The sequence below is a fragment of the Leminorella richardii genome (genome assembly GCF_900478135.1).
Classification (GTDB): Bacteria; Pseudomonadota; Gammaproteobacteria; order Enterobacterales; family Enterobacteriaceae; genus Leminorella; species Leminorella richardii.
Genome location: NZ_LS483470.1, coordinates 2293953 through 2307180 on the forward strand (window position 1 = coordinate 2293953; position 13228 = coordinate 2307180).

Consider the following 13228-nt stretch of genomic DNA (forward strand, 5'->3'; position numbering starts at 1 on the left):
CTGCCTATTTTCTCTCTTACAGCTTGGGAGGCGGCGAGTTAGCCAACTTCCCGGCTGATGGAAACACTCTTTATCTGCGCAAACAGCCGTTGGCCAACGGCAATATCCAGCTCGTCTCGCGCCCATGGTGAGATCCTCGCCCATAGCGTGTGCTGTTCAACGTTGAGCTTAACTTCGACGCGATCGTCATAATCTCGAACTTCAATGACTTCAGCAGGCAAAATATTGCGGATACTGCTCTGCTCCGGCAGGCTCAGCGCCAAAGACACATCGGCAGCGCTGATGCGCACTCTCACTCGATGGCCTATCGGCGTCTCCAAGCGGTTGACCCACAGGCGGCTTTCACCCAGCGCCAGCGCGCTCATGGGATAAACGTCGTGCTGATGTGACAGTGTGACGTTCCATACGCTGCTCTGCTCTTCCTGCTGGAGCCAAGGAATCATGGCATCGCTCGCCCAGACGGCTTCAAGCTCGCCTGAAGCCCGAACCTTTCCGGCATCCAGTACGATGACCTGCTCCGCCAGCCGTAGAATCTCTTCCATGCTGTGGGTGACGTAGAGAATGGGAATATTGACGTCTTTCGCCAGCCTTTCCAAATAGGGGATTAGCTCTCGCTTACGCGGCACGTCTAAAGACGCCAAAGGCTCATCCATTAACAGCAGCTCTGGCGACGTTAGCAGTGCACGACCAATAGCCACGCGCTGTTTTTCCCCACCTGAAAGGGTCATCGGAAAGCGCTTTAGTAAATGGCCAATGCCCAGCAGTTCAACAATGTCGTCAAACTGAGTGCGCATCTTTGCCTTCATGCCGTACTGAAGATTGCCCCGAATGCTGTAGTGAGGAAACAGCCGTGCTTCCTGAAAAACGTAGCCGATACGGCGCTTTTCAGGGGGTAAATAAAGGCCTTTGCTACAGTCCACCAGCGGGCGGTCGTTAAGCGTAATCACGCCGCTGTCCGGCTTTGTCAGGCCGCTTACTGCGTTGATGAGGGAGGTTTTCCCTGCGCCTGACAGGCCAAATACGGCGGTGATGCCGTTGGCAGGAACCTCAACGGAAACCGCTAGCCCCAGCGCACCCAGCTGCTGTTTAAAATCAAGTTTAAGCATTAGCCTCTCAGCCTCTTCTGGCTCCAGCGCGCCAGCCACTCTGACATCAGCAGCGACAGTAAAGAGAGCAAAATAGCGATAATGCACAGACGTGCCGCATCGCCTTCAGCCCCAGGCGTTTCAATCAGCGTATACATTGCCAGCGGGATAGTTCGCGTTTCACCGGGAATGTTTGAAACAAAGGTTATCGTTGCGCCGAACTCTCCCAGCGAACGGGCGAAGGCTAATACAACACCCGCCAAAAGGCCGGGAAACGCCAGCGGCAGCGTAACGGTAAAGAACACACGCCAAAAGCCCGCACCCAGCGTTCTTGCCGCCTGTTCCAGTCGAGTATCAACTGCTTCCAGAGCCAGCCGAATCGCCCTAACCATTAGAGGAAAAGCAATCACCGCTGACGCCAACACAGCGCCTCGCCAGCTAAACGTGAAGCTGAAGCCGAACCACTCATACAGCCACTGGCCGATAATGCCCCTTTTCCCCATGCCTATCAGCAGCAGATAGCCAATAACAACGGGAGGGAGCACAAGAGGAAGGTGAATAACGCTGTCAATCAGGGCTTTACCGGGAAAATTACAGCGAGCCAGCACCCAGGCGACCATGATGCCGATCGGAAGGCTAAAAGCCACTGCCACTGCAGCCACTTTCAGGCTCAGCAGCAGGGCTTCATACTCATAGGCAGAAAGCATTACTTCACGCGCGGGCTAAAGCCGTAACGGGTAAAGACTTCTGAAGCCTCAGGCGTAGCCAGATACTTGGAGAATGCCTCCACAACTGCGGTGGAATGCCCCTTAACAGTGGCCATCGGGTACTCTACCGGCAGGTGGCTTTCTTCAGGGAAGATACCGACCACTTTGACCTTCTTGCTGGCTACCGCGTCAGAGCCGTATACGATGCCTAAAGGCGCTTCTGCACGTTCAACCAGAGCCAGTGCAGCGCGGACGTTGTTAGCACGAGCCATTTTGGGAGAAAGCTGATCCCAAGAGCCCAGATAGGTTAACGCCTGCTTAGTATATATACCGGCTGGCACGTGATCCGGATCGCCCACTGCCAGCTTGCTGTCTTTCAGCAGCACTGACCAGTCAGTGACTTTATTAACGTTAACGTGCTTAAGCTCACTCTCCATTGGCGCTACCAGCACCAAATCGTTGCCCAGCAGCGTGACACGACTTTTCTCTTCAATCAGCTTCTTGTCTGCAACATAGTCCATCCACTGCTGATCGGCGGAAATAAACATATCTGCCGGAGCGCCCTGCTCAATTTGGCGAGCCAGCGTTGACGATGACGCATAGGACGCTTTAATTTCTACGCCAGATTCTTTCTGGTATTTAGCCGCAATTTCATCCAGCGCGTTGGTTAACGACGCAGCCGCAAATACGGTGATTTTCTCTGCCGCAATGGCTGTATTCAGTGCGCCAGCGGCCAGTAAGGCGATCAGCGCCGTCATTTTAAATGTCTTTTTCATTATTGCCTCGTTGTGATGATAGAACGCTCAGACAGGACCCTCTCGATATGTAAAACATAATATAACGAGTTCCGTTCTCTTTGTCATTGCCTCCAACAGGTTATAGGCGATAAATATTTGGCAATAAAAAGCCGGTGCAGACGTTTTAATCTGTACCGGCTTTTTAAACAGCGCCCATCGGGGAGCTGAAGCAAAAGTGTCGCTAGTCGCTGTGGCCGAAGCTGGAAATAAAGTTACACAGCTCACCGAATGCGTAAATCAGCCCCAAAATAATCGCCATCACGACGGGAACCATGCAGGCTGCAAACACTAGGCTTTTCAATAATTCAAACATCGTTCTTCCACCAGAATCCAGGGAAATGCTTTTTGCATTCCGCACTTATACTCACCGAATAGTAGCACAGTTTATTGCCTTTTCGCCGAGAAGTTTCAGCTATCCGTGCGGCGAATCAGCGCAGTCCGCGCACTCTTCACCACCATCTGGATACAATCCTCCATTTTCTTCATCAGCTTTCCTTGGCGTCGGTTCACTTGTTTGCGCCTCTCGCCTATGGCAAGGTAGTCAATTATCCCCTTAAATCTATACGGTCTTCGCCTCATGAATGCTGAATTATTATTGACCTTTAAGCTGCAGGGACAGCTGTTCGCCGACCCTAAACGCATTGCTCTTCTCAAACAAATCGATATCACAGGGTCAATAAGCCAAGGCGCCAAGCAGGCAGGCATTAGCTATAAGAGCGCCTGGGATGCGGTGAACGAAATGAATCAGTTGACCGATCGCCTGTTGGTGGAACGCGCTACCGGCGGAAAAGGCGGCGGCGGCGCACATTTAACCGCCTACGGCAAGCGCCTGCTTCAGCTTTATGGCCTGCTGGAGAAAATTCAGCAAAAGGCGTTTGATGCGCTGCACGATGACGATATTCCTCTAGATAGCCTGCTGGGCGCCATTGCTCGCTTCTCGCTGCAAACTAGCGCCCGCAACCAGTTCTTCAGCACTGTGCTACCGGCCGAATCTACCGTACCGCCGGGGTACATTCAGGTGCTGTTAGCCGATGGGAAAACGCGCCTGTATGCCTCCCTGACAAACCAGAGCATTAAAAGACTGGGTCTAGTACAGGGGAAAGAGGTGCTAGCGCTGATAAAAGCCCCACTGATTGAACTCCACAACGCTGAAGTCAAAGGCGAAGATAACTGTTTATCTGGGCGAGTTGCGTCAATTACGCCAAGCGAGCAGCGCGTGGAAGTGCTGCTCACCCTTGAAGGCGGTGAAACGCTGTGCTCTACCGTTACTCCTTCACAGGCAAAAGCGCTGGAGCTCACAGAAGGCCAAACACTCTGGGCCACGTTCCATGCAGAAAGCGTGATTATCGCCACGCTCTGTTAAACGGGCGCTCAGTAAAGCGCCCTTTCATTGTTCTCATTCAATCACTCCCTGAGCGCAGCACGTTATGTTGCTGCGTTTTCACAATGGGTTTGACATGATGAAAGATCTCTCTTTCTAAAAATTACACTTACAGTCATCACCGCACGGCGGCATCATCAGGAAAGGTCATATCATGAAGCAGCTCACTGTCTCAGAGGGGAACTTTCGGCTAAGCGACACCAAAACTCTGTCCTTACCGGCACTCGCAATTAACGAAGGGGAAAGCTGGGCGTTTGTCGGCAGTAACGGCAGCGGTAAATCGGCTCTGGCTCGCGCGCTTTCTGACGAACTTATTCAGCTCAACGGCTCTAGAGAAACTGACTTTAGCCGCATCGTTCGCCTTTCGTTTGAACAGCTGCAAAAGCTGCTCAACGAAGAGTGGCAGCGCAACAATACCGACCTGTTGAGCGAGGGTGAAGACGACACCGGTCGAACAACCGCTGACATCATTCAGATGCACCATCGTGATGACGCCGAATGCCAGAGACTTGCTGAAACGTTCGGCATTGCCCACCTGCTCAGTCGACGTTTTAAATACCTTTCCACTGGGGAAACGCGCAAAACGCTGCTGTGTCAGGCGCTGATCTCCTCGCCAGACCTCCTGATTCTGGATGAGCCTTTTGACGGACTGGACGTCGCCTCTCGCCATCAGCTGGCAGAACTTCTGGCGTCCCTGTCTGGTGAAGGAATTACTCTGATTCTGGTGCTTAACCGCTTTGATGAAATTCCTGACTTTGTCAGCCACGTCGGCATTCTGGCGGACTGTCATCTGGTACGTACCGGTTCCCGAGATGAAATTCTTGCCGAAGCGCTGGTTGAACAGCTGGCGCAAACCGAACGCCTTTCCGGCGTTTCGATTCCTCCTCCCGAGAGTAAAGAGACATCTCCGCTGATGGCCGACACGCCGCTGATTGTGCTTAATAACGGCGTTGTTACCTACAGCGATCGGCCGATTATTAACGGACTTAACTGGCGAGTACACCAAGGGGAGCACTGGCAGATTGTCGGCCCTAACGGCGCGGGCAAGTCAACGCTGCTTAGCCTGATCACAGGGGATCATCCGCAGGGGTACAGTAACGATTTGACGCTGTTTGGTCGCCGCCGCGGCAGCGGAGAAACCGTTTGGGATATTAAAAAACACATCGGCTATGTCAGCAGCAGTCTGCATCAGGACTATCGCGTCAGCACCAGCGTTCGTAATGTGATCCTATCTGGCTATCTTGACTCCATAGGCATCTATCAGGCCACGTCAGACGCACAGCAAAAGCTGACGCAGCAGTGGCTCACCCTACTGGGGTTTGACGCCATTGCCGACGGGCCGTTTCACGCCCTCTCTTGGGGGCAGCAGCGGCTAGCGCTGATCGCTCGGGCGCTGGTCAAACACCCTCATCTGCTGATTCTAGATGAACCTCTGCAAGGGCTCGACCCTCTTAACCGCCAGCTGGTGCGCCGCTGGATCGACGTGCTGATGCAGGGTGGAAAAAGCCAGCTGCTGTTTGTCTCTCACCATGCTGAAGACGCGCCCGCATGCATTACTCATCGTTTGAGTTTTATTCCAACGGGCAATAGCTATGCTTACGGCATTGAGCAACGGCAGAGCGGTGAACGTTAACCTATACTCAACGACGTTCCCCTTAACTGGCAGAGGATAAGATAATGAACAGTGCACTGATTGTGATTGACCTGATTAATGAAATTATCGGTGAAAACGGTCACTCAAACGCCAGCGCCGAACAAACCCGCCAGCGTGACGTTGTCGCAAAAGCCAACCTTGCTGCCGCCTGTGCGCGAGCCAAGGGTATTCCGGTGGTTTGGGTGAAAGTCGGCTTTGCCGACGACTACAGCGATATTCCGCCCTTTTCTCCAATGTTCAACGCCGCTAAACAAAACGGCGCTCTGCGCCTAAGCGAAGCGGGCTGCAACTGGGTCGCTGAACTTGAGGTTCTACCGCAGGATGAAGTGGTGGTGAAAAAGGCCGTATCGGCCTTTGCCGGTAACACGCTTAATCAGTGGTTACAGGACAGAGGCTACGACCATATTCTGCTAGCCGGCGTTAGCTCAGTGATGGCGATTCAGAGCACTGCCCGTCAGGCGCACGATCTGGGTTTTCGCGTCACAGTATTAGAAGATCTCTGCGCTGCGGCGACTCTCACACTTCACCAGCAGAGTATGGATATGTTAAAACCTATGGCAGAAATCACTACCAGTGATGCATGGTTTAGCCAATAGCTTTGCAATTAAGAAAGCCCGTGGGATTAGATGCGTTTTTTCCATGTGTATTTTGGCGCTTTCCATCAAGCTGCTACAATTGTTGCCGAACGCGTTAAGGAAAACCAAGCCTCTTAGTCAGTCAAGGTGACTACTGACGGTTCACTGCATGATTAAGACTTTGTCATTGGCTACTTTAAGGGATTAAACGTTTTCTATGTTTCCTATTAATACCATCTATATCATCTTCGGTTCTGTTGCCGCCGTTGTCGCTATTGCCCTGTTTATCGTTTTCCGCAAAAGCAATATGCTGAAAAAAGGCGCACCCGCACTGGCGCTGGCTGCTCTGGCGGGCGTTTACATGTTCTGCGTCAATCACGTTTATATCGTGACTGACGATAACAGCGTTGACGAATACGGCCTGATTATGTCCAGCGACTTTACCCTGGTAAACGGCTCTAGCATTCGACTGGTACCGGAAAAGAAAATCGATAAGTCATGGCTTGTAAACAACGGCAGCCGCCGTCTGGTTTTTGAAACGGTTATTTACGGCAATACCAGCAAAAACCCATACGACTTTGAGCTGGATGGCTACAAGGCAATTGGCCTTGATAATGCGATCGACTATCTGTTCGTGACCCCGCCCAACAGTATCAAGACCAAAAGCAAATCGGCTACCAAGGGCTGGCTGCACCGCTAACCGCCCTCAACGCCCGCTTCCTGCGGGCGTTTTCTTTTTGATATCTCATTGATTCCTCTGTCTATCACTCCAAACACCATATCGTGACTTTTTAATCTTCATCACTTTCCCTTTAGACGGCTGTGCTATGATTACGCCGATTTTACTTTTTGGAATGTTGATGAATGAACGTATTGATTACCGGCGGTTTGGGCTATATCGGCAGCCACACTTGTGTACAGTTGCTTGAGGCGGGACATACGCCCGTTATTATTGATAACCTGTGCAACAGCAAGCGAAGCGTGCTGCGGCGCATCGCTCAGCTAACAGGGAAAACGCCTGCCTTTTACCCAGGCGACGTGCGCGACCCGGCACTGCTGGACAGTGTTTTCGCCGCCCATTCCATTGACACCGTTATTCACTTTGCAGCCCTTAAGGCCGTCGGTGAGTCAGTGCAAAAGCCGTTGGAATACTATGAAAACAATATTCACGGCACACTTACTTTGGTTAGCGCCATGCGCCGCGCCGGGGTCAAGAATTTCATTTTCAGCTCGTCGGCGACGGTTTACGGCGAGCAGCCGACAGTACCCTATACTGAAGACATGCCCGCAGGTCAGCCCACCAGCCCCTACGGCCAAAGCAAGCTGATGGTGGAACAGTGCCTCAAAGACCTGCAAAAAGCAGAGCCGGACTGGAGTATCGCCCTGCTTCGCTATTTTAATCCGGTCGGTGCTCACCCCTCCGGCCTGATGGGGGAAGACCCTCAGGGCATTCCTAACAATCTGATGCCGTTTATCGCTCAAGTCGCCGTGGGTCGTCGAGAATACCTGTCCATTTTCGGCAACGACTACCCTACCCCCGATGGCACCTGCGTGCGCGACTACATACACGTTGTGGACGTCGCCGACGGTCATGTGGTTGCTCTTAACGCACTGAGCAATAAGCCGGGCACACACGTTTATAACCTTGGCGCCGGGAAAGGCTACAGCGTGCTGGACGTGGTTAACGCCTTTAGCCGCGCCTACGGCCAGCCAATCCCTTACCGTTTTGCACCTCGTCGCTCGGGCGATATCGCCTGTTTTTATGCCGATGCGGATAAAACCGCTACAGAGCTCGGCTGGCGGGTAAAACACACTCTGGATGAAATGTGCGCCGACACCTGGCGCTGGCAATCCACCAATCCACAGGGCTATCCCGATGAATGATGACGCAGAAGGCGAGTTTAAACCGCTGGACCACCCTCACCGCCGCTACAACCCGCTCATTGATCGGTGGGTTCTGGTATCTCCGCATCGGGCAAAGCGCCCGTGGCAGGGGCAACAGGAGCTAGCAGAGGTTCAACAGCGGCCGTCATACGATCCTTCTTGCTATCTGTGTGCGGGCAATACCCGCGTTACTGGGGACGTGAATCCCGACTATCGCGGCACCTACGTTTTCACCAACGACTTTGCCGCTCTGATGCCGGATACGCCCGCCTCTGGCGAGTCTAACGATCCCCTTTTCCGCGCTCAAAGCGTTCGCGGCACTAGCCGGGTGATCTGCTTTTCTCCCGATCACGGTAAAACGCTGCCGGAGCTTTCTCTTCCCGCACTGGAAGAGGTAATCACTACTTGGCAGCAGCAGATGACCGAGCTAGGTGCAAACTATCCCTGGATCCAGATTTTCGAAAATAAAGGTGCGGCGATGGGGTGTTCAAACCCTCACCCTCACGGGCAAATTTGGGCCAACGACTTTTTACCCAACGAAGCCGAGCAGGAAGACCGACAGCAGCGAGACTGGCTGACGCGCCACGGCTCGCCGATGCTGGTTGACTATGTTAGCCGCGAGCTAGCAGACGGTAGCCGCACCGTTGTTGAAACTGCCCACTGGCTAGCGGTTGTTCCCTACTGGGCGGCCTGGCCCTTTGAGACGCTGCTGTTACCAAAAAGCCACGTTCGCCAAATGACAGATCTGACGCCAGAACAAAGCCGCGATCTGGCTGTTGCGCTGAAAAAACTAACCAGCCGCTATGACAACCTGTTTACCTGCGCTTTCCCCTATTCAATGGGCTGGCACGGGGCTCCGTTTAACGGAGAAGATAACGAACACTGGCATCTGCATGCACACTTTTATCCTCCTCTGCTGCGCTCCGCCAGCGTGCGTAAGTTTATGGTGGGTTATGAAATGCTGGCAGAAACCCAGCGCGATCTGACGCCTGAACAGGCTGCCGAGCGCTTAAGAGCCGTAAGCGACGTTCACTATCACGAAGCCTGATGTCTGCTACGTTCCTGCCTTAGGGTCGGAACACACACTCTATCGATATAAATAGCCTCTCCTCCCCAAATGGGGTATGTTTTTTATTAAAGATGCATTTAAAATACATTTTATATTTTATAGAAAGAGGTATTAGCTATGGCTTTCCGCGATCGTCCCTTGGGTGAACTGGCACTGAGTATTCCCCGCGCTTCTGCGCTATTTCGCAAATACGGCCTCGACTTTTGCTGTGGCGGTAAACAAACGCTGCAGCGCGCCGCCACTAAGAAAGAGCTGGATCTCGATACTATTGAAGCGGAACTAACCGCTCTCTCCGTAGAAACGCCGGAAAAAGACTGGCAAACAGCACCGCTGGGGGAAATCATCGACCATATTATCATTCGCTATCACGATCGCCATCGCGAACAGCTCCCTGAGCTGATTTTGCAGGCCACTAAGGTTGAACGCGTTTATGCCGATAGCCCTAACGCACCGCGCGGGCTAGCCAAATACCTCACCATGCTCAACGACGAGTTGAGCAGCCACATGATGAAAGAAGAGCACATCCTGTTCCCGATGATCAAACAGGGCATGGGCAGCCAGGCCTCAGGCCCGATTTCCGTTATGGAAAGTGAACATGACGAAGCCGGAGAACTGCTGGAAGTCATCCGACACGTCACTCATAACGTGACGCCGCCGCAGGAAGCCTGCACCACGTGGAAAGCCCTTTATAACGGCATCAATGAGTTAACAGACGACCTGATGACCCATATCAGTCTGGAAAATAACGTACTCTTCCCGCGCGCGCTGGCGGGGTAATCTAGCACCTTACGTTAACCTTCTCGCAAAGCGGGCTCCTACGGCCCGCTTCTTATTCCACAGGCGTTTTCCCCTACATCTCAGCAAGATTTGCCCTGGTATTCCGTTAACTCAAGCAAAGAATGGCGTAATTTTTAATGATACACTGAGTGAACTATAGTGAATCTGGAGCCTTTCATGACCTCACTGCTTGCCCAAACCCAGTCCCTGTTTCAAAACACCTTCGGCAGTTCTCCCACCCTGAGCGTACAGGCACCCGGGCGTGTTAACCTTATTGGCGAGCATACTGACTACAACGGCGGCTTTGTGTTGCCCTGTGCTATCGACTACCAAACTGTTATCAGCGCAGCTGCCCGCAGTGACGGTACTGTTCGCGTTGTAGCGGTTGACTACCAAAACCAGCATGACAGCTTTTCTCTTCACCAGCCTATCGTGCCGCATGCCAACATGATGTGGGCGAACTACGTGCGCGGCGTTGTGCTCTACCTGCAAAAGCGATTTCCAGAGCTCGGCGGCGCCGACTTAGTGATCAGCGGTAACGTTCCACAAGGTGCCGGGCTTAGCTCGTCAGCCTCGCTGGAGATCGCTGTCGGCAAAGCTTTTCAGGCACTGTACCATCTTCCTCTTGACGGCACTGCGCTGGCGCTGAACGGCCAGCAGGCGGAAAACGAATTTGTCGGCTGCCAGTGCGGCATTATGGATCAGCTTATCTCGGCGCTCGGCCAAAAGGATCACGCGCTGCTTATTGACTGCCGAAGCCTGCAAACGCGGGCAGTGTCTATGCCGTCAGAAATGGCCGTGATGATTATCAACTCTAACGTCAAGCGTGGTCTGGTTGGCAGTGAATACAATCTACGCAGAGCCCAGTGCGAAACGGCAGCGCGCTTCTTCGGTGCTGATAGTCTGCGAGACGTCACATTAGAGCAGCTCATGCAGTCACAGGGCGAGCTGGATCCGCTGGCGTTTCGTCGCGCCCATCACGTCATCACCGAAAACACCAGAACGCTGGCTGCCGCTGACGCGCTGGAAAAAAGTGACTGGGTCACCTTAGGAAAACTGATGGCGGCATCCCACGCTTCCATGCGCGATGACTTTGAAATCACCGTTCCCCCCATTGATGCGCTGGTCGACATCATTCAGCCCGTCATTGGCGAGATCGGCGGCGTTCGCATGACGGGCGGAGGCTTCGGCGGCTGTGCTGTTGCGCTGGTTCCGGAACCCTGCATTGATGCCGTCAGGCGTGCCGTGAGCGAGCAGTACCACGCCCGCACCGGCATCAGCGAAACTGTTTATTTGTGCCGCGCTTCGGCAGGAGCCAGTCTATGTTAACCACGCACCCTTCTCTCGCTCCAGACGGCGCGCCTTTTACCGTTCTGACCCTCACTAATGCTCAGGGCATGCGGATTTCCCTCATGGACTGGGGAGCCACCTGGCTTTCCTGCGAGGTCCCTATGGGAGATGGGCAAATGAGAGAAACGCTGCTGGGCTGCCACTCCCCTCAGGACTATTTACGCCAGACGGCCTATTTAGGTGCGACAGTGGGGCGATATGCTAATCGCATCGCGTTTTCGCAGCTGACTCAGAGGAGTCATACCATCAAGCTAGTCCCCAATCAGGGCGAGCATCAGCTGCATGGCGGTGCCAATGGGCCAGATAGGCGGCGATGGGCGATAGTCGCTCGCGATGAGCAAAGCGTGACGTTCAGCCTCCGTTCTCCGGACGGCGATAACGGCTTTCCCGGCAATCTGGCGGTAAAAGTGACCTATACCCTGACCAACGAGGGACGGGTTGAGATTCGCTACGTCGCTGACGTCGATCGCCTCTGCCCCGTCAACTTTACTAATCACGCCTACTTTAATCTTGATGACAACAGCACCGATTGCCTGGATCACCGGCTCTTTATTAACGCCGAATCCTTTCTACCCGTTGACCGTGAAGGTATTCCCAATGCAGCGTTAACCCCTGTAAGCATCGGTGGTATGGATTTCCGCCAGCCCAAGCGAGTTGGCCAGGATCTTCTCTCTGACGATGGGCAGCGCTGCGTCGGCGGCTACGATCACGCCTATCTGCTGTCAGAACACTGTCGTGACGGTCAGTCCCCTGCCGCTACGCTGTGGTCTTCTGACGAACGCGTCATGATGAATGTCTACACCAGTAAGCCTGCCCTTCAGTTTTACAGCGGTAACTTTCTGGCAGGTACTCCATCACGAGACGGGGGAGAATACGGTCGCTTTGCCGGGCTGGCGCTAGAGAGCGAATTTCTACCGGATAGTCCTAATCACCCTGAATGGCCACAGCCAGACTGCTGGCTCACGCCGGGAGACACTTATCATTCAATGACTGCCTATCAGTTTACCGTTCTCAAATAGCTTTTTCCCGGCTCTTTCAGGAGCCGGGTTCCCCCCTCCCTCCTGATGATTTCGACTATCCTTAATCTGTCGGTTTGCATTTATGACCATTAGAGTATAATGATAATTATTATCAATAAGGCATTTCTGTAAGGAGCACACTATGGCGGTTAAGAAACTGGTTCTCGTCAGGCACGGTGAAAGCGAGTGGAATAAAGAAAACCGCTTTACCGGCTGGACTGACGTCGATTTGTCCGACAAGGGGCGCGATGAAGCGGCACAGGCTGGAGAGCTGCTAAAAGCAGAAGGCTTTGTATTCGACTTTGCCTATACCTCTGTCCTGAAGCGTGCCATCCACACCCTCTGGGGCATTCTGGACAAGATGGATACCCAATGGCTACCGGTAGAGAAATCCTGGAAGCTTAACGAGCGCCACTACGGTGCGCTTCAGGGACTGAATAAGGCCGAAACCGCCCAAAAGTACGGCGATGAACAGGTTAAGCTGTGGCGCCGCGGATTTGCCATTACCCCTCCTGAACTCACAAAAGAGGATGAACGCTATCCCGGGCACGATCGCCGCTATGCCTCTCTTTCCCCCTCAGAGCTGCCGGTAACAGAAAGCCTGGCCACCACCATTGAGCGCGTGATCCCCTACTGGAACGACGTTATTCTGCCGCGAATCACTACCGGAGAACGAGTGATTATCGCTGCCCACGGCAACTCGCTGCGCGCACTGGTGAAGTATCTGGATAACCTGAGTGAAGAAGAGATTCTGGAGCTCAATATTCCTACTGGCGTACCGCTGGTTTACGAATTTGATGACAGCATGAAGCCGATAAAACGCTACTATCTGGGCGACGCTGATGAGATTGCCGCCAAGGCAGCAGCTGTCGCCAATCAGGGCAAGGCAAAGTAGCCAATACTGTAAAAAAACGGGAGCGATATTCGCTC

14 protein-coding genes are annotated in these 13228 nt (G+C 53.3%); 10 read left to right on the forward strand and 4 right to left on the reverse strand.

Going from position 1 to position 13228, the window contains the following annotated elements; genetic code table 11:
- Positions 1–38: 38 nt before the first annotated feature.
- The 4 genes from modC to DQM29_RS10495 all read right to left on the reverse strand — a co-directional run bounded on the left by modC (position 39) and on the right by DQM29_RS10495 (position 2902).
- Complete coding sequence (modC, locus tag DQM29_RS10480) at positions 39–1106, reverse strand: molybdenum ABC transporter ATP-binding protein ModC (RefSeq protein ID WP_111740646.1); 1068 nt, start codon at positions 1104–1106, stop codon at positions 39–41.
- Positions 1106–1792 (reverse strand): molybdate ABC transporter permease subunit, encoded by a 687-nt coding sequence (modB, locus tag DQM29_RS10485; RefSeq protein ID WP_111740647.1) that lies wholly within the window; start codon positions 1790–1792, stop codon positions 1106–1108. Before modB ends, modC begins: the two co-directional genes overlap by 1 nt.
- The gene (gene modA, locus DQM29_RS10490) at positions 1792–2568 is read right to left on the reverse strand and encodes a molybdate ABC transporter substrate-binding protein (RefSeq protein ID WP_111740648.1); all 777 of its coding nucleotides are present in this window, start codon (positions 2566–2568) and stop codon (positions 1792–1794) included. Before modA ends, modB begins: the two co-directional genes overlap by 1 nt.
- 202 nt (positions 2569–2770) lie before the next feature.
- Positions 2771–2902 carry an AcrZ family multidrug efflux pump-associated protein gene (locus tag DQM29_RS10495; RefSeq protein ID WP_111740649.1) on the reverse strand — a complete coding sequence of 44 codons (132 nt, stop codon included), beginning with the start codon at positions 2900–2902 and terminating at the stop codon, positions 2771–2773.
- A gap of 264 nt (positions 2903–3166) precedes the next feature.
- Here DQM29_RS10495 and modE point away from each other — a divergent pair, with 264 nt between their 5' ends.
- The 10 genes from modE to gpmA all read left to right on the forward strand — a co-directional run bounded on the left by modE (position 3167) and on the right by gpmA (position 13193).
- A complete protein-coding gene (gene modE / locus DQM29_RS10500; protein ID WP_111740650.1) occupies positions 3167–3952 on the forward strand; it encodes a molybdenum-dependent transcriptional regulator in 786 nt (261 codons plus the stop codon).
- A gap of 172 nt (positions 3953–4124) precedes the next feature.
- A complete protein-coding gene (gene modF / locus DQM29_RS10505; protein ID WP_111740651.1) occupies positions 4125–5603 on the forward strand; it encodes a molybdate ABC transporter ATP-binding protein ModF in 1479 nt (492 codons plus the stop codon).
- A 44-nt stretch (positions 5604–5647) separates the two neighbouring features.
- The gene (locus DQM29_RS10510; RefSeq protein WP_111740652.1) at positions 5648–6220 is read left to right on the forward strand and encodes a cysteine hydrolase family protein; all 573 of its coding nucleotides are present in this window, start codon (positions 5648–5650) and stop codon (positions 6218–6220) included.
- Positions 6221–6416: 196 nt separating this feature from the next.
- A complete protein-coding gene (locus tag DQM29_RS10515) occupies positions 6417–6899 on the forward strand; it encodes a hypothetical protein (protein WP_111740653.1) in 483 nt (160 codons plus the stop codon).
- Between the two features lie 164 nt (positions 6900–7063).
- Positions 7064–8083 carry a UDP-glucose 4-epimerase GalE gene (gene galE, locus DQM29_RS10520; protein WP_111740654.1) on the forward strand — a complete coding sequence of 340 codons (1020 nt, stop codon included), beginning with the start codon at positions 7064–7066 and terminating at the stop codon, positions 8081–8083.
- Positions 8076–9131, forward strand: a complete 1056-nt coding sequence (gene galT / locus DQM29_RS10525; protein WP_111740655.1) for a galactose-1-phosphate uridylyltransferase — start codon at positions 8076–8078, stop codon at positions 9129–9131. The genes galE and galT overlap by 8 nt, the downstream gene beginning before the upstream one ends.
- Positions 9132–9269: 138 nt before the next feature.
- Complete coding sequence (ytfE, locus tag DQM29_RS10530) at positions 9270–9929, forward strand: iron-sulfur cluster repair protein YtfE (RefSeq protein WP_111740656.1); 660 nt, start codon at positions 9270–9272, stop codon at positions 9927–9929.
- Between the two features lie 177 nt (positions 9930–10106).
- Positions 10107–11258, forward strand: coding sequence for a galactokinase (gene galK / locus DQM29_RS10535; RefSeq protein WP_111740657.1), 1152 nt, complete (start codon positions 10107–10109; stop codon positions 11256–11258).
- Entirely contained in the window at positions 11252–12298 is a 1047-nt protein-coding gene (gene galM / locus DQM29_RS10540; protein WP_111740658.1) for a galactose-1-epimerase, read from the forward strand. Before galK ends, galM begins: the two co-directional genes overlap by 7 nt.
- 142 nt (positions 12299–12440) lie before the next feature.
- On the forward strand, positions 12441–13193 hold the full coding sequence (gpmA, locus tag DQM29_RS10545; protein WP_111740659.1) for a 2,3-diphosphoglycerate-dependent phosphoglycerate mutase: 753 nt from the start codon (positions 12441–12443) through the stop codon (positions 13191–13193).
- The last annotated feature ends 35 nt before the right edge of the window (positions 13194–13228 follow it).